Origin of the sequence: Paraburkholderia sp. RAU6.4a, from assembly GCF_050435625.1 — a bacterium.
In the GTDB taxonomy this organism is placed as follows: domain Bacteria; phylum Pseudomonadota; class Gammaproteobacteria; order Burkholderiales; family Burkholderiaceae; genus Paraburkholderia; species Paraburkholderia tuberum.
The window spans coordinates 622,519-638,144 of the sequence record NZ_JBNDKQ010000003.1 but is presented as its reverse complement, the minus strand read 5'-3'; the positions used below and the strand labels follow the sequence as shown (position 1 = coordinate 638,144).

General features: G+C 64.8%; 15 protein-coding genes. 8 read left to right on the top strand and 7 right to left on the bottom strand.

Translation table 11 applies throughout. The features are described from left to right. The first annotated feature begins 3 nt into the window (after nt 1–3). Nucleotides 4–528, top strand: a complete 525-nt coding sequence (locus tag OKW40_RS27450; RefSeq protein ID WP_090807227.1) for a DUF6496 domain-containing protein — start codon at nt 4–6, stop codon at nt 526–528. Nucleotides 529–627: 99 nt separating this feature from the next. Here OKW40_RS27450 and OKW40_RS27445 read toward each other — a convergent pair whose 3' ends face one another. Further along, nucleotides 628–1,956, bottom strand: a complete 1,329-nt coding sequence (locus OKW40_RS27445; protein ID WP_090807225.1) for an aspartate aminotransferase family protein — start codon at nt 1,954–1,956, stop codon at nt 628–630. Nucleotides 1,957–2,142: 186 nt separating this feature from the next. On the opposite strand from OKW40_RS27445, the gene OKW40_RS27440 reads away from it, so the two are divergent. Continuing rightward, nucleotides 2,143–3,558, top strand: a complete 1,416-nt coding sequence (locus OKW40_RS27440; RefSeq protein WP_090807223.1) for a PLP-dependent aminotransferase family protein — start codon at nt 2,143–2,145, stop codon at nt 3,556–3,558. Nucleotides 3,559–3,581: 23 nt separating this feature from the next. Here the strand turns inward: OKW40_RS27440 and OKW40_RS27435 are convergent, their stop codons facing one another. Beyond that, nucleotides 3,582–4,205 carry a LysE family translocator gene (locus tag OKW40_RS27435; RefSeq protein WP_184007090.1) on the bottom strand — a complete coding sequence of 208 codons (624 nt, stop codon included), beginning with the start codon at nt 4,203–4,205 and terminating at the stop codon, nt 3,582–3,584. A 258-nt stretch (nt 4,206–4,463) separates the two neighbouring features. On the opposite strand from OKW40_RS27435, the gene OKW40_RS27430 reads away from it, so the two are divergent. Next, nucleotides 4,464–5,366, top strand: a complete 903-nt coding sequence (locus OKW40_RS27430; protein ID WP_429492645.1) for a glutamate/aspartate ABC transporter substrate-binding protein — start codon at nt 4,464–4,466, stop codon at nt 5,364–5,366. A gap of 215 nt (nt 5,367–5,581) precedes the next feature. Next, nucleotides 5,582–5,893 carry a hypothetical protein gene (locus tag OKW40_RS27425; RefSeq protein WP_244145126.1) on the top strand — a complete coding sequence of 104 codons (312 nt, stop codon included), beginning with the start codon at nt 5,582–5,584 and terminating at the stop codon, nt 5,891–5,893. Between the two features lie 68 nt (nt 5,894–5,961). On the opposite strand, the gene OKW40_RS27420 is transcribed toward OKW40_RS27425, so the two are convergent. The 3 genes from OKW40_RS27420 to OKW40_RS27410 all read right to left on the bottom strand — a co-directional run bounded on the left by OKW40_RS27420 (nt 5,962) and on the right by OKW40_RS27410 (nt 9,464). Continuing rightward, nucleotides 5,962–7,761 (bottom strand): chloride channel protein, encoded by a 1,800-nt coding sequence (locus OKW40_RS27420; protein WP_429492643.1) that lies wholly within the window; start codon nt 7,759–7,761, stop codon nt 5,962–5,964. A gap of 2 nt (nt 7,762–7,763) precedes the next feature. Next, on the bottom strand, nt 7,764–8,180 hold the full coding sequence (locus tag OKW40_RS27415) for a MarR family winged helix-turn-helix transcriptional regulator (protein WP_184007094.1): 417 nt from the start codon (nt 8,178–8,180) through the stop codon (nt 7,764–7,766). 117 nt (nt 8,181–8,297) lie between these two features. Further along, a complete protein-coding gene (locus tag OKW40_RS27410) occupies nt 8,298–9,464 on the bottom strand; it encodes an HPP family protein (protein ID WP_429492641.1) in 1,167 nt (388 codons plus the stop codon). Between the two features lie 301 nt (nt 9,465–9,765). On the opposite strand from OKW40_RS27410, the gene OKW40_RS27405 reads away from it, so the two are divergent. The 3 genes from OKW40_RS27405 (at nt 9,766) to OKW40_RS27395 (ending at nt 11,319) form a co-directional block, all read left to right on the top strand. Beyond that, the gene (locus OKW40_RS27405; RefSeq protein WP_018423542.1) at nt 9,766–10,083 is read left to right on the top strand and encodes a DUF1840 domain-containing protein; all 318 of its coding nucleotides are present in this window, start codon (nt 9,766–9,768) and stop codon (nt 10,081–10,083) included. A 552-nt stretch (nt 10,084–10,635) separates the two neighbouring features. Beyond that, nucleotides 10,636–11,133 (top strand): universal stress protein, encoded by a 498-nt coding sequence (locus OKW40_RS27400; protein ID WP_429353090.1) that lies wholly within the window; start codon nt 10,636–10,638, stop codon nt 11,131–11,133. A 48-nt stretch (nt 11,134–11,181) separates the two neighbouring features. Continuing rightward, a complete protein-coding gene (locus OKW40_RS27395) occupies nt 11,182–11,319 on the top strand; it encodes a hypothetical protein (RefSeq protein WP_167368721.1) in 138 nt (45 codons plus the stop codon). Between the two features lie 125 nt (nt 11,320–11,444). Here OKW40_RS27395 and OKW40_RS27390 read toward each other — a convergent pair whose 3' ends face one another. After that, nucleotides 11,445–13,655, bottom strand: coding sequence for a TonB-dependent receptor (locus OKW40_RS27390; protein WP_429492639.1), 2,211 nt, complete (start codon nt 13,653–13,655; stop codon nt 11,445–11,447). A 314-nt stretch (nt 13,656–13,969) separates the two neighbouring features. Between OKW40_RS27390 and OKW40_RS27385 the strand changes: the two genes are divergently transcribed. Beyond that, the gene (locus tag OKW40_RS27385; protein WP_429492637.1) at nt 13,970–14,401 is read left to right on the top strand and encodes a response regulator; all 432 of its coding nucleotides are present in this window, start codon (nt 13,970–13,972) and stop codon (nt 14,399–14,401) included. Between the two features lie 111 nt (nt 14,402–14,512). Here OKW40_RS27385 and OKW40_RS27380 read toward each other — a convergent pair whose 3' ends face one another. After that, a complete protein-coding gene (locus OKW40_RS27380) occupies nt 14,513–15,304 on the bottom strand; it encodes a DUF4410 domain-containing protein (protein ID WP_429492635.1) in 792 nt (263 codons plus the stop codon). Nucleotides 15,305–15,626: the final 322 nt, after the last annotated feature.

Here is a 15,626-nt window from a genome sequence, read left to right as displayed (position 1 = left end):
GTCATGCCAGAGCAGAAAACCTTGAAGCGTGCCGCGGCCGATAAACGCGCCGGCAAATCAGCGAGTACTCAAGCGGGAGAGTTCGTCAAGGAACAGGTGGACAAGGTCCGCGCCGGCAAGCACGGCGTGCGCTCGCCGAAGCAGGCGATCGCGATCGGGCTGTCCGAGGCGCGGCGCGCGGGCGTCGACCTGAAGCCGCCGAAGAAGGGCGCCACGAGCGAGGCGACCCGCAAGAAAGCGCAGAAGGACAGCGCGGCGGGCAAGCACGAAGGCGCCGCGAAAAAGAGTGCGAGCAAGGAGTCGAGCGCGAAACGCTCGCGTGTGTCGGAGAGCGTGCTCAAGCGCGAGAGCAAGGCCGGGGCGTCGTCGGCGGCGATGTCGAAGCAGGCGAAGTCCGCGGCGGCCAAGCGGCCAGCCGCGAGCCGCTCGGCCGCAGCCAAAAAGGCCGCTGCGACGAAGGGCGCGGCCGGACGCTCCGCTGCCGCGAAAAAGGCCGCGCAAACGCGGGCGTCGCGCGCGCATCACTGAGCTTGCGGCTCGCAAAGCGGCAGCAATAAAAAGAGCGGCGCACGCATGCGCGTGCCGCCGCTCTTTCGTCGTCGCCTGGTGGCGCGCTTGCGGGCCTTCTTACTGCACCGTCGCCAGCACCTCGCCAACGGTGCGGAAGAGCCGCGCGATCTGCTCTTCGTCGATGATCAGCGGCGGCGAGAACGCGAGGATGTCGCCGGTGAAACGGATCAGCACGCCTGCCTCGAAGCATTTGACGAACGCCTCGTAGGCGCGCGCGCCCGGCGCCCCGTCGCGCGATTCGAGCTCGATGCCCGCGACGAGGCCGAGATTGCGCACGTCCTTCACGTGCTTCGCGTCGCGCAGTCCATGCGCGGCGGCTTCGAACGTCGGCGCGAGGCTGGCCGCGCGCTCGAACAACTGGTCGCGGCGGTACAGATCGAGCGTCGCGATCGCGGCCGCGGCAGCCGCCGGATGCGCCGAGTACGTGTAGCCGTGGAACAGCTCGATCGCGCCCGGCGCGCCGCTACCCACGACCGTGTCGTGGATCGTGCGGCTCGCCGCGACCGCGCCCATCGGAATCGACGCGTTGTTGATCGCCTTCGCCAGCGTGATCAGGTCCGGCGTGACGCCGAAGTGTTCGCTCGCGGTCGCCTTGCCGAGGCGGCCAAAGCCCGTGATCACCTCGTCGAAGATCAGCAGGATGCCGTGCTTCGTGCAGATCTCGCGCAGCTTTTGCAGATAGCCTTGCGGCGGAACCAGCACGCCGGTCGAGCCGGCCACCGGTTCGACGATCACCGCGGCGATCGTCGAAGCGTCGTGCAGCGCGACGATGCGCTCCAGCTCCTCGGCCAGATGCGCGCCCCATGCGGGCTGGCCCTTCGAGAACGCGTTGTGTTCGAGGTTGTGCGTGTGCGGCAGATGATCGACCGCCGGCAACAGCGCCCCCGAAAACGTCTTGCGATTCGGCGCGATACCGCCGACCGAAATCCCGCCGAAACCGACGCCGTGATAGCCGCGCTCGCGGCCGATCAGACGCGTGCGCTGGCCTTCGCCGCGCGCGCGATGGTAGGCGAGCGCGATTTTCAGCGCGGTGTCGACCGATTCGGAGCCCGAGTTCGTGAAGAAGATGCGATCGAGCCCTTCCGGCATCAGCTCGGCAACCTTCTTCGCCGCTTCGAACGCAAGCGGGTGGCCCATCTGGAAGGTCGGCGCGAAGTCGAGCGTCGACAGCTGCTGGGTGATCGCGGCGACGATTTCATCGCGGCCATGGCCGGCGTTCACGCACCACAGCCCGGCGCAACCGTCGAGAATCTCGCGCCCGTCGGTGCTTCGGTAGTACATGCCCTTCGCCGATTCCAGCAGGCGCGGCGCGGCCTTGAACTGGCGGTTGGCGGTGAAGGGCATCCAGAAGGACGACAGATCGTCGATGACGGGGCGCGAAGTCATGGCATCTCCTCGAAGTGGTGTCGGTTGGGGCTTTAAGCGTAGCCAAACTGTAGCCCTCGCGGTTTAATGGCGGCATAAACAGTTGACCAAGTGTGGTGTCAACCGTGCTGGTGGATTCGCGCGAACTGTTCCGGTAGGCGGGCGGTCCGCGGTTCGTCTTTTTGCCCCTCGTTTTTCGCCCGAAACATGATCGAACTGGACCTTCAACGCGACCGGCGCGCGGCGCCGACGCTCGTCGAACAGGTCGTGCAGAGCTTCGCGCGCGCGATCGACTCGCAATCGCTGCGCGCGGGCGCGCTGCTGCCGTCGGTGCGGCAGCTTGCCCAAAGCCACGCGCTGAGCACCTTCACCGTGACCGAGGCGTACAACCGGCTGGTGTCGATGGGGCTCGTGGTCGCGCGGCGCGGCTCCGGCTATCGGGTGGCGGCGCGCTCGTCGTCCACGCGCGCGGCCGTCGCCGACTGGACGCCGCCGAGCCTGACCGCGACGTGGCTGCTGTCCGACGTGTTCGCCGATCACTCGGTGCCGATCAAGGCGGGCTGCGGCTGGCTGCCGAGCGAATGGACCAACGAGAGCGGCCTGCAGCACTCGCTGCGCGCGCTGAGCCGGGTGCCGGCCGCGCGGCTCGGCGACTATGGCCATCCGTACGGCTTCGCGCCGCTGCGCGAGCGCATCGCCGAACAGCTCGACCGGCGCGGGCTGCCCGTCGACGTCGCGAACGTGCTGCTCACGCAGGGCGCGACGCAGGGGCTCGATCTGATCGTGCGCACGCTGCTGCGCGCGGGCGATGCGGTGATCGTCGAAGATCCCGGCTACTGCAATCTGCTGCAGATCCTGAAGCTCGCCGGGCTGGTCGTGCATGGCGTGCCGCGCACGCCGGCCGGCGTCGATACGGACGTTCTCGCAACGCTGGTCGCGCGGCACAAGCCGAAGGCGATCTTCGTCAACACCACGCTCCAGAATCCGACCGGCGCGACCTTCGGCATGTCGGCCGCGTTCCGCTTGCTGCAGATCGCCGAGCGCGAGCGCATCTGGGTGATCGAGGACGACGTGAGCCGCGAACTCGCGCCGGCCGGCGCGCCGCTACTGGCGGCGATGGAAGGCTTGCAGCGCGTGCTGCACGTCGGCGGCTTTTCGAAGACGGTGACGCCGTCGCTGCGCTGCGGCTATGTGGTGGCCGAGCAGGCGGTGCTGCGCGAACTCGCGCGCACGAAGATGGCGGTGGGGCTGACGTCGTCGGAAACGATCGAGCGGATCGTCGACAAGGTGCTGGTGGAAGGGCGTTACGCGCGCCACGTCGAGATGGTCAACGAACGGCTCAAGCTCGCGCACGTGGCACTCGAAGAACGGCTGGACGCGCTCGGGCTCGAGGTGTTTCACCGGCCGCGCGCGGGGCTCTTCATGCTGGCGCGTCTGCCGATCGAAGCGGAGCGCGCCGCCGAGGTCGCGACCGCCGCGCTCGCGCACGGCATCTGGCTCGCACCGGGCTCCTACTTCCGTCCCGACGACGCGCCGAGCGCGTGGTTCCGCTTCAACGCGCCGTATTCGAGCGACGACGCGTTGTGGCGCTTCATCGAACGGGTCGGGCAGGGGGCGTGGTAGACGCGGCGGCGCGCGTCGAAAGCTCAGCCGCCGTGCCCGATCAGCTTCAGCGCGATCGGATACAGCGACGCGACCAGCAGCAGCGCCATCGCGATGTTGAAGACGCGCAGCCGCTTCGGGTTCGACAGCACCTCGCGCATCGCGGTGCCGAAACCGGCCCACACGCAGATGCACGGAAAGCCGATCACATAGAACACCGCAGCCATCGCGACGGCGTTCATGCCGAAGCTGTTGCTCAGGTGAATCGTCGTCGCGGCGGTCAGCACCATCATCCACGCCTTCGGATTGACCCACTGAAACGCGATCGCCTCGTGAAAGCGCATCGGGCGACGCTCGCCGTTCCTGAGCTTCAGTTCGCCCGACGTGCCGATTTTCCACGCCAGATACAGCAGATAAGCGACGCTGACGACTTCGAGCACCGTGTACAGCACGGGGAAATGCACGAACGCCTCGCCGAGGCCGATGCCGACCGACAACATTAGTAGCACCACGCCGACGCTGATGCCGGACAGATGGGGCAGCGTGCGGCGAAAGCCGAAATTGACGCCCGACGCGAGCAGCATCGTGTTGTTCGGACCGGGCGTGATCGAGGTGACGAGCGCGAACAGGATGCCGGCTGGCAGCGCGCTGAGAGTGACGAAAGACATGGGGGCTCCGGTGTCGCCAACAGAAAACGGTGAAGTTCATTCTAGCGACAGAGGCCGGTACAGTACCTGTACGGTTTTGAAAATGATGTCCGGTACGGATCGATGATGACTTGATTGGCCGGAAAGCGTCGCCACGCGGCGTTTCAACACTCGGTAGTTAACATATGTTGCATTTATTTTTTTAATGGCAACATATGTAGACGGCTGGCGCAGCAGCCCGCTATCCATCAGGAACCTGCCGTACGATTGGAGATACCCATGAAAGTGATGAATTGGTCCACTGTTTCCATGCTCGTGGCGGCAACGTTGGCGAGTCCGGGCGCGTTTGCGCAGGACGCGACGTCCACGCTCGCGAAGATCCAGCGAAGCGGCGTGATCGCGATTGGCCATCGCGAGACGTCGGTGCCGTTCTCGTACGTCGACGCGAACAACGAGGTGGTCGGCTTTTCGCAGGACCTGTGCAACAAGGTCATCGATGCGGTCAAGGCGAAAACGAAGCGTCCGGACCTCAAGGTGCGCTTCATTCCGGTCACCTCGCAGAATCGCATTCCGCTCGTGCAGAACGGCACGGTCGATCTCGAATGCGGCGTGACGACCAATCTCGTCGCGCGCCAAAGCCAGGTGGCGTTCGCCGACACGTTCTTCGTCGCGACGACGCGTCTTCTGACGCGCAAGGACTCGGGCATCAAGGACTTTCCGGATCTCGCCGGCAAGACGGTCGTGACGAATCAGGGCACGACGTCCGAGCGCATCCTGCGCAAGATGAACGAGGACAAGAAGATGAACATGCAGATCATCAGCGCGAAAGATTACGGCGAAGGGCGTCTCACGCTCGAAAGCGGCCGCGCCGTCGCGTACATGATGGATGACGTGTTGCTTGCCGGCACGCGCACGCTGACCGCGAAGCCGTCGGACTGGATCATCACCGGCACGCCGCAATCGTCGGAAGCGTATGGCTTCATGTTGCGACGCGACGATCCGGAGTTCAGAAAGCTCGTCGACGACACGCTCGAACAGGTGATGAAAGGACCGGAAATCCACACGATGTACGACCGATGGTTCATCAAGCCGGTGCCGCCGAAGAACATCAGCTTCGACTTTCCGATGAGCGATTCGCTGAAACAGCTGTACGCGCAGCCGAACGACAAGGCGCTCGAATAACGGCTTTGGCCGCTATTGCGCGTAGGAATGGTTTCTAGTGGCAGTCTTTTGCTCTTTCCTCTATACCTGGCTATAGGCGGCGCGTTTCGGTTGAACGTCGCCTATAGCGGGAACGGAGGGGCAAAGTGAAGAGGCCGATGGAATCTTCGCGGCGCGGACGGATTTTCCCCAGTGGAATTCTTCGTGCCGCGCTGGCGTTGGCAAGCGGCGTATTCATGGTGTCCGCAAACGCCGACGCACAAACGCGCGCGATTACGATCGTATCGGGCACCTATGGCGAGAATTGCGGCGCGCCGCGCGGCAACCTGACTCGTGAGCTCGAGCGTCATTGCAACGGACGGGAAACTTGCGATTACGCGCTGCCCGGCCTGCACAAAGGTGGCACGACGATGGCATGCCCACGCGACTTCCACGCCGAATGGCATTGCGACCACGCGGACTTCCACACGGCGGCGCTGGGTCCCGGCGCGAAATCGGGCGACACGCTCGTGCTGGGTTGCGTCGAGTCGCGTGGTGCGGGCAAATAGCTCCATGCGCGAATAAAAAGGCCGAGGCCCTAACGGGGCTCGGCCTTTGATTTTTTGCTGCGGTCTTTTTAGCGGGCTTTCCGAACCGGCGCGAAGCGCCGCTTGCTGAACGACGGCCCGATACGACGGAAACGTTCCCGTTTGTGCTCTTCTTCGAAGTGCGCGAGCGACGGCTTGACCAGATCGCTGCGCGACACGATGCCTACCAGACGCATGCTGTTGCGATCGGCGACCACCGGCAGGCGTTCGAGCCCGAGCACGGCGAGCCGCGTCGCCGCCAGCCGGCAGGTTTCGGATGACAAGGCAAACTCGGTGTTGTGTTGCGCGAACACGTCGGCGAGCGTCATCGCGCGCTTGCGTTCCGTGTCCTCGGCGCAGAAGCGTTCGAGCAACATGCGGTCGGCCACGCCGATCACCGCGCCGTCGCGCACCACCGGATACGCGCGGTGCAGCTGGTTCGCGCCGAACAGCGTCTGCAGCGTTGCGCCGACCGTCGTGGCGGCATCGACCGATTCGACCGAGGCGGTCATCACTTCGTCGACATAGTGGCGCTCGAGCGGATCGACGCCGTACTCGCGATAGATGTGATAGCCGCGTCGCGCGATTTTCTCGGTCATGATCGAGCGCCGCATCACGACCGTGGAGAAGCCGTGCGCGATCAGCGTTGCCGTCAGCAGCGGCAACAGCGCGTTGGCGTCGTGCGTGAGGCCGAACGCGAACACGATGGCCGTCAGCGGCGCGCCGAGCGTGGCACCAAGCGTCGCGGCCATGCAGACGAGCGGCCACAGCGCCGGTTCGCTACCCGGGAGCCAATGCGCGAGCACCGTGCCGAGTCCGGCACCGAGCATCAGGAGCGGTGCGAGCACACCGCCCGACGTGCCCGAGCCGAGCGCGATGACCCACATCACCGCCTTCACGGCGAGCAGCAAAAGGGCGACCTGCACCGCAATGTGCTGATGCAACAGATCGCCGATCACGTCGTAACCGACGCCGAGCGCGCGCGGTTCGAGCCAGCCGCCAATGCCGACGACGATGCCGCCGAGCGCTGGCCACCACATCCAGTGGATCGGCAGCTTGCCGAACAGGTCTTCCACCTTGTAGAGCGAGGCGGACAGGCCGGACGCCAGCGCGCCCGACAACCCGCCCGCGACCGCGCACGACAGCAGCGACCAGCCATCGGGCGCGGCAGTCTGTAGCGGAAACAGCGGACCTGTACCGAAGAAAATTACGCGGGCGAAGCCAGCGACCGCGCACGCCACCGCGACTGGCAGGAAGCTGCGCGGCCGCCATTCGAACAGCAGCAGTTCGACCGCGAGCAGCACGGCCGCGAGCGGCGTGCCGAACACCGCGGTCATGCCGGCCGCCGCGCCCGCCACGAGCAGCGTCTTGCGTTCCGCCGACGTGACCTTCACGCACTGCGCGATCAGCGAGCCGAGCGCGCCGCCGGTCATGATGATCGGGCCTTCCGCGCCGAACGGCCCGCCGCTGCCGATCACGATGCCTGACGACAACGGCTTGAGCACCGCCACTTTCGGCGACATCTTGCTCTTGCCGAACAGGATCGCCTCGATCGCCTCGGGAATGCCGTGGCCGCGAATCTTTTCGGAGCCGAAGCGCGCCATCAGCCCGACGATCAAACCACCGATCACCGGCACGCCGATCACCCAAATGCCAAGCGTATTGGTGGCGGGCGAGCGGTCGACGAACGACAGCGTGCCGAAGAAAAACAGATTGGTGAACAGGCGAATCAGGTTCAGCAGAACAAAGGCGGCAATCGTGCTGACGAAGCCGATGCCTGCGGCGAGCGCGAAGATGCCGGGCAGCCGTGCATTCGCCGCGAAGTCGCGTTTGTGGGAATCCATGCTCATGGTTAGTCGAGGTCGATCCGTGGAACCTGGAAGGAGCCTTCGAGCGATCTCAATTCGGCGCGATGCAGTTCCGCAAGCCGTTCGAGTACCCGTTCTCCCGCTCTTTCGATGTGTACTTCAACCTGGCGGCGATCGGTCTCGCTGACCTGGCGGCGCACGAGATTCAGTGCCTCGCAGCGCGATACCAGCGCGACGACGCCGTGATGTTGCGCCTGCAGACGCTCCGCGAGTTCGCCGACGGTCGCCCAGTCGCGCTCCGGATAGCCCTTGATGTGCAGCAACAACAGGTATTGCAACGGCGTGATGCCCTCGCTTTGCGCGGCCTGCTCCGAGAAGCGCTCGAAGCGCCGCATCTGATAGCGAAACTGCGACAACTGCTCGAAATCGCTCTTAACGAGCTTGCGAGTCCGTACTTTCATGGCAAATCCGCCGATGCGAAGAAAACCGAAAATATATCACGTTATGAGGTATGTAAGCGAATTGCGGCGGTCGCAACGGCATCGCGCGGCAGGTCTCCTCGGTCTTTTAGTTGAAAATCAGGCCGCCTCGCGGGCTCGGGTGGCGGTTTGCCGATACAGGCCGGAGATCAGGTCCACCTGCGTGATCATGCCGACCACGCGGCCCGCGCGATCGAGCACCGGGATGTGGTGATGGCCGAAGTTCGCGAACATCGGCACCAGTTCCGTGATCGGATCGGTGGCGGCGACGGTGCAGACGTCGGTGGTCATCACGCTGCCGACGTTCGACGTGCGAAGCGCATCGCCGCGCAGCCAGCCGTCGAAGTAGTTCAGGATCGGACCGAGCGCGCCGAAGCTTCTTCTGTCGACGAAATCGGCGCGCGTAACGATGCCTAGCAGTTTCTGCGCCGCGTCGACGACCGGCAGCGCCTTCACGTTGTGGCGCTTGAACAACTGCCATGCGGCGGCGGCGCGCGTGCCCGGCGATACCGACACGACGTGGCGCGACATCACGTCTTCGCAGCGCAGTTCGTTGAAGCTGCGCGAGAACGCCTGAAGCTGCGTTTCGCGCAGCAGCGAATAGAGATCGTCGGTGTCGATGTCGAGCAGTTCGTCACGGCGCCCGAGCACGGCTGCGACGTCTTCGCGCGTGAAGCCGACGCGCGCGGCTTCGTCGGCGGCCTGGCTCGGTGTCGCGCGGTCCTGGCGTCCCGCATGCGGATAACGGTGGCCGGTTGCCGCGTGATAGACGAGCGCCGCGAACAGCAGCGCGGCCGACTGGATCGCGATCGGTTCGAGCACGAAGCGGTAGCCGAGCGCATGAATGACCGGGCCGCCCAGCACCGCGGTCAACGCGACCGCGCCCGACGGCGGGTGCACGCAGCGCAGCGCGAACATGCCGGAGATCGACAGCGCCACCGCGAGGGCGGCCGCCAGCGTCGGATCGCCGATCAGCATCGCGCAGGTTACGCCGACCGTCGCGGACACGAGGTTGCCGCCGATGATCGACCACGGCTGCGCCAGCGGGCTCGCGGGCACCGCGAACAGCAACACGGCGGAAGCGCCCATCGGCGCGACGAGCAGCGGAATATTTGCGACAGGGCCGAGCAGCAGATACATCAGACCGCCGGTGAACGCGATGCCGAGAAGCGCGCCGAGGCACGAACGCGCACGCTCGTGCCATTTCACGGTGACCGGTGCAGGGAGAAAGCTGGCAAGCCAGCCGAGAGCAGGAGAGCGGGACAAGATAGGAGCAGAAAGTAGTCGATGATGCCGGGCCCGACATTACCGGGGAAACCCTGGCAACGCGAATACAGTCTGGTCATGATTATATGTCAATATGATATAAAAGTTCTCCGCCCCCCGCGCGGCGCGCGGAATCTGTCGCATCTCGCAGACAGTCGAGACCACAGCCGACGTGCTTCAGCATGGCCCTTAAATCAACCCTCGGCGCGTTCTTTTTTGTCACGTCGTGATATAAAATGAGAGCAGGCGGATTGGGAGGACTCGTTGGCCCGTTGCCTGATAGACCGATAAAGGAGCCATCATGATGATCACATTTCAATCGACGGCGTCGCCGGATGTCGTCATGCTCAGGGATCTCGCACAATATCTGCTTGGTCTGATCGGCAAGCGGCTCGGCGCGCGGGGTGTTATCAGCCACGACGAGCTGCCCCGCGCGATCGATCGGCTCGAAACCGCCATCACCGAAGACGCGGCCGCGGAAACGACCCTCGAAGCATTGCACTGCTCAACCAGTAATCAACGCGAGTCGCGCAACCGGCTGTCGCAGCGCGCGTGGCCGTTTCTGGACATGATGCGTGCGGCGCGCGACTCGGACGCGGACATCATCTGGGGGCTGTAGTTCGTCGAGGGAATCGCGATGAAACGACTTGCGTCGTGTCGACGTTTCGCAATCGTCCTCATTTCGGTTTGCGCCGTTCCGCTTGCCTATGCGTTCTCACCCGCGCAGCAGACCGGCCGATACCCGCAGCCGGTGTGCGGCTCTTGCACCGCATCGTGCGGCACGGGGGTGCGAAGCAGTGTGATCGGCGTGTATGGCGGCACCGTTGTCGACCAGTTGTCCAGCGGAGCGGTGGTGCTCGTGAAATGGCCGAACGGTTCGCCGCACGAGGCATGGACCGCTCGGTCGCATGGCTATGGTTTGCCCGTCGATCCCGCGGCAAACGCTGCTCATGTTTTCTTTCTGTGGCCTGAGTCGTAGCGCGGTGTTCCTGATCGCCGCGCCGAGCAACCGCTATTTCAGGGCAGGGATTCGGTGGCCGCCGAAACTCGTGAATAGTGCCTGTTTGACCGCGTTTCTGTAGGTATTTGCGTGCATCGGTGTCGCGCGGTATATATCACGAACTGACATATAATTAATTGATCACGTGCCGCACGGCGCAAGGAGATTCTCATGTCGAGCTTCAAGCGCATTCTTCTCTGCTACGACGGAACTCGCGAAGGACAACACGCGTTGAAGGACGGTGCCGCTCTCGCGCAAGACCTGAACGCAGAAGTGCACCTGCTTTCCGTGCTCAACAATACGGCGTGGATGCAGGGCGCGGACATCACGTCCGCGGTGCCGGTCGATTTCATCAACGAATCCGCCAAAACGCTGCTCGACGAGGGCTTACGGAAGCTCGCCGCACGCGGAATTCGCGCGACCGGTCATCTCGCGATCGGCGAACCACTCGATGAGATTCCGTTTTTCGCTAACGATCTGAAGGCCGATCTGGTCGTCGTCGGTCATCGTCGCAGTCACGGACTCGCGCGATGGTGGGGTGGCCGGCACGACGGGCTGCTGCTCGATCGCGTGACGTGCAGCGTGCTGGTCACGATGGGCGCGGCAACCGATGCGCCGGCCGCAGCCGCAGGCACGGGCGAGACCGCACGGTCCGCCGAACATTCATGAGCGTTGTGTTGTGTGTTGAGTTGCGTTGCGTTGGCACGGAGGCACACCATGAAAGACGTCGACGAACAGTTCAATCATCCTCAGCCCGTCAGGCACAGCGATAACGAAAAGAGCAAGCTGCCGCAGCGCGCCGCCGATGCGCAGCGGCCGAAGAAAAAACCCGAAGGCGAGCCGCCGGTCGAGTGACGTGGGGCGGCGCCACGCCGTTCAGTTTGCGCGGAAACACTACAACGCTGCCAGCCCGAAAGCCTGGCAGCGTTTTAGTCATACATGCAAGTCGCTGCACAGGCGACCGACGTCACGTCAGACAATCAGAAGTCGGTGCTGACCGACAACAGGAACGTACGCGGTGCGCCCTGGGTCAGGTACGTCGTCGCGCCGTAGGCCGACACGGCTGACCAGTACGCCTTGTTCGTCACGTTCTGCACGGTGGCGCGCAACGTCGTCCTCTTGCCGTAGATGGACGTCTCGTAACGCGCCCCCAGGTCGAAGCGGTTCCACGACGGGATCGACAGCGTGTTGGCCGCGTTCGCTTCCTGCGCGCCGGTATGGATCCAGCGCGCGTTGACCGCGAGCCCCGGCACCATCGGAATGTCGTAATCGGCGCCCAGGTTGAACAGGAAAGTCGGCACGCCCACCGGACGGTTGCCGTCGTAGGTTCCGCCTTGTGTATTCTCGAGCGTCGCGTCCATCAGCGAAGCGCCGGCCAGCAGACGCAGGCCCTTGAGCGGCTCGCCGTGCACTTCGGCTTCGAGACCGCGATGGCGCTCGTTGCCGTTCAGGCCATAGATATGCGTGGCCGGGTCGGTGAACGCCGACGGCTGTTCGATCTGGAAAGCGGCAAACGACGCACCGAGCCTTTCGGTGTCGTACTTGACACCCACTTCCCACTGCTTCGTGCGGACCGGCGCCAGTTGTTGACCGTAGTTCAGCGTGCCCGCCGGCGCGATGCTGCCCGCTGCGAGCGCTTCGCTGCGGTTCGCGAAGATCGACACGTTCTGCGTCGGGCGCAGAACGAGGCCGAACAGCGGCGTCGTGATGCCGTCGCTGTAGTTGCCGCTGCCGATGCCCGTGTTGTCGTAGTTGGCCGTCGCGATCTGCTGGCGACGCGCACCGACCGTGAACAGCACCCGGTCATGCAGGAAGCCGAGCGTGTCGGACGCGGACACGCTGCGGATCACCGTGGTGGCCGTCATGCCCGGATCGGCCAGGTTGCCGCCTGACATCGTCGTGGCCGGGTAAGGCGTCTGCACCGTGTTGTAGAGCGAGACCGGGCCCATGAAGGCGTAGGTCCACGCGGAGTTGGTGTTCTCGCTCGTGATGGCGCCGCCCGCCGCAACCCTATGCGACACCGGGCCAGTGTCGAAGCGGCCGCGCACGCCGACTTCGGCGGAGCTCGAATTCTGGTTGTACGGCACGCCGAGACGGGCACCGGTGACGCCGGTCGACGAATAGGTCGGCGAGTAGTACTCACCTTGCTCGACCGTGCGGCGCACACCACCGGTCGCATAGGCGGTCCAGCCAGGCAGGAAGTCGTATTCGGCCTTCAGGATGCCGACGGTGTCTTCGAGGTTCGTGTACGACCAGTTCTGCGCGTAGTTGTACGTTGCCGGCGGCACGGCGGGAATCGCGTCGGTGAAGTAGACGACCGGGCGGCCGTCGCTGACGTGCTCGCGCTGATACAGGAAGTCGCCGGACAGACGCAGCTTGTCGCCGCGCCAGTCGAGCGCGACGGCCGTAGTGGTGTCGCGGCGGTGTTCGCCGTCGATGCTCGTCTCGCCGTCACGATTCGCCTGGTTCACGCGGATCCCGAACTGGCCTTCGCTGCCGAAGCGTCGGCCGACGTCCACCTGCGCGCCGAACTCGCCGGAGCCGCTGGTTGCGAGTGTCACGTTGGTGGTCGGCGTGTCCTCCGCTCTCTTCAGCTGCACGTTCACGCCGCCGCCGATCGCCGAGCCCGTCGGCGAAGCACCGTTCAGGAACGCGTTGGCGCCCTTGAACACGTCGACCCGCTCGACCGCCGCGGTCGAGACCAACTGGCGCGGCGTAACGCCGTACAGACCGTTGATCGAGATGTCGTCGGCATTGAGCTGGAAGCCGCGAATCACGAACACTTCCGAGAAGTTGCCGTAGCCGTACGCGGTTCGCACCGACGGGTCGTTTTCGACCACGTCGGCGAGCGTGCGCGCCTGCTGATCCTTGATCAGCTTGGCCGTGTAGGTCGTCATGCTGAACGGCATGTCGATGTTGCGCTGCTTGCCGAGCACGCCGTAGTCGGCGCCGCGCGCGACCTGGCCGCCCGCGTATGTCGGCGACAGGTCGCCGGGCAACTCTTCGACGGCGGCCGCCTGAACCTTGATGGCGGGCAGCGTGCCGTCGGCGGCGGGGGCGGAGTCGGTGGATTGAGCGAACGCGCTGGCCGGGACACTGTAAGCGACGGCGATGGCGGCAAGGATGGTGGCGCGATGCAGAGTGGCTTGAGCAGGCGTGGCCTGCGGGCGATTCCAGCGTGAAACGGACATGAATTGGAAAGTAGGCGTGGTCGTCGATCTTCCGTCCCGGGGCGCTAGTTGGAATCCGGGCGGCATTTTTCCTGGTTGCACGCGCGGATGATGCCGTTTATGTAAGCAGTCCGATCGCAGAACGAAAGGTTCGGCGGAATTATAGTGCAAATAGGAATCATTCCTATTATAGAGACGCAACGATTTACAGAACTGATGGCAAAAGTGGATGTTTTCGATGACGTCGAGCGGCCGCGACGCGCGGGTTTGACGCCGCCGCAGCCGCGGTACAGCGCTTGCTTCCCACCCAAAGGTTTACTCGCAGGCCGCCATACATGCCACGAAATCCGACTACTTGCCAGAGGTGGAGCGCCCGAGAGGTCCAGCTATTGCACGGCGTGCCGCGCGTGCTCGTCATCGACGACAACGAGAACGCCGGCGAAGCGCTTGCCACCTGGCTTTCCTACGAGGGTGTCGAGGCGCGCGCCGCGACCGGCTGCACCGCGGCGCTGCACTGCGTGCGCAACTGGGTGCCCGACGTCGTCGTGCTCGACATCATGATGCCGGAGCGCGACGGCTACGAAACGGCGAGCGCGCTGCGCCGCTATCTGCCGACGCACAGTCTCGGCATCGTCGCGTTTACGTCGCTGGACGAGGACCACGTGAGGCAAACCGGCCGCGAGCGCCACAACTTCGACGGTTATTGCCAGAAGGGCACGGCGCCGGCCGCGCTGCTCGCACTGCTGCGAGGGTTGTGGCGCGGCTAGCGACGGGGCGCGCGTCGATAAAAAAACGCGGCGGCGTGGACATCGCTCCACACCGCCGCACTTTTCAGCCGCGCTCTTTAGTCGGACCCGCAACCCGCCGCGCTCAACCGCTCAGCTCTTTCGCGCGGTCTGCATCCAGCCGGCTTGCACGCCGAACTGCGCGATCTGTTTCGCGACTGCATCGGCGAGGCGCTTTGCATCGTCCGACACGCCCGCGCGCTTCGTTTCGGTCACGCCGTGCAGGCCCGCGCCGGCCGCTGCCGCGGTCGCGACGGTGCCGGCCGCCGCGCCGACCCCGGCGGTTTCGACCATGCCGGGCATCTTGCCGCTGTCCGCGTTGGCCGTGAAGCTCTGCACGACACGCGGCGTGCCGCCTGCGGGCTGGTAGACGATCCGCACCGCGCTGCTCACCTCGCTCTTGCCCGCGCCCAAGCCGATCAGCGTGCGGCGGCGGCGATTGCCGGCGTCGATCGTCTCGAAGCTGCCTTGCACGAGCAGCACGTTCTGGCCGGCGGGCACCGGCGCGTCGGTGCGCACCGCGTGCAGACCCATCGCCTGCAGCTGATGGACGATCTCGTCGGCGACCTGCTCGCGCACCTGGGCGGCATCGGCAACCTGCTTCTGCGCGTCCGACGAGCCCGACATCTGCGTCTTCAGTTTTTGCAGCATGCCGCCGTTGTCGAGCTTGACCTGCTGCGGATCGGCATCGAACGTGTAGACGTAGATCGTGTCCGGATGCATCGTCGATTGCGTGCCTGCGTCGGCCGTCGCGGACGTGCTCGTCGCGCTCAGATTCGTGACGCTGGCGCCGGCGCAGCCGCTCAGCAGCGCGCCGCCGCACACGAGTGCCATGCAGGTGAAACGGGCGGCGTTCTTTTTGATGAAGTTCACTGAAGTCAACATGATGATCCTGTGGTCGGCACGCGGTGCCAGTCTGTTCGAGTCCATCGCCGATGATCGGGCAACCGTGGGATCGTCGATCATCGGCGAAGGGATTCGCACGTGAAGCCTTTCGATCTCATGCGTCTGTGATTCGTCACGCACCGGCAGCGAACGAAGTATGTGTGAGCGGCTCGCCGAACTCCATTCAACAATTATTTCGAGCGATGTCACGGCGAGACGAAGAAGAGCGCGCGGACGTCGAGCCGCCGATCAGCTCAAAGCGAGCTTGACGATGCAGCACAGGACGAAAACTAGCAGGGCGGCGGCAATGGCCATGTCCATT

Bases quoted from the DNA above. Each gene is read 5' to 3' on its own strand.
- OKW40_RS27445 (WP_090807225.1), bottom strand. From the start codon at position 1,956: ATGACTTCGCGCCCCGTCATCGACGATCTGTCGTCCTTCTGGATGCCC.
- OKW40_RS27415 (WP_184007094.1), bottom strand. From the start codon at position 8,180: ATGAAAGTACGGACTCGCAAGCTCGTTAAGAGCGATTTCGAGCAGTTG.
- OKW40_RS27400 (WP_429353090.1), top strand. From the start codon at position 10,636: ATGTCGAGCTTCAAGCGCATTCTTCTCTGCTACGACGGAACTCGCGAA.
- OKW40_RS27405 (WP_018423542.1), top strand. From the start codon at position 9,766: ATGATGATCACATTTCAATCGACGGCGTCGCCGGATGTCGTCATGCTC.
- OKW40_RS27435 (WP_184007090.1), bottom strand. From the start codon at position 4,205: ATGTCTTTCGTCACTCTCAGCGCGCTGCCAGCCGGCATCCTGTTCGCG.
- OKW40_RS27440 (WP_090807223.1), top strand. From the start codon at position 2,143: ATGATCGAACTGGACCTTCAACGCGACCGGCGCGCGGCGCCGACGCTC.
- OKW40_RS27450 (WP_090807227.1), top strand. From the start codon at position 4: ATGCCAGAGCAGAAAACCTTGAAGCGTGCCGCGGCCGATAAACGCGCC.
- OKW40_RS27425 (WP_244145126.1), top strand. From the start codon at position 5,582: ATGGTGTCCGCAAACGCCGACGCACAAACGCGCGCGATTACGATCGTA.
- OKW40_RS27430 (WP_429492645.1), top strand. From the start codon at position 4,464: ATGAAAGTGATGAATTGGTCCACTGTTTCCATGCTCGTGGCGGCAACG.
- OKW40_RS27390 (WP_429492639.1), bottom strand. From the start codon at position 13,655: ATGTCCGTTTCACGCTGGAATCGCCCGCAGGCCACGCCTGCTCAAGCC.
- OKW40_RS27395 (WP_167368721.1), top strand. From the start codon at position 11,182: ATGAAAGACGTCGACGAACAGTTCAATCATCCTCAGCCCGTCAGGCAC.
- OKW40_RS27385 (WP_429492637.1), top strand. From the start codon at position 13,970: ATGCCACGAAATCCGACTACTTGCCAGAGGTGGAGCGCCCGAGAGGTC.
- OKW40_RS27420 (WP_429492643.1), bottom strand. From the start codon at position 7,761: ATGAGCATGGATTCCCACAAACGCGACTTCGCGGCGAATGCACGGCTG.
- OKW40_RS27380 (WP_429492635.1), bottom strand. From the start codon at position 15,304: ATGTTGACTTCAGTGAACTTCATCAAAAAGAACGCCGCCCGTTTCACC.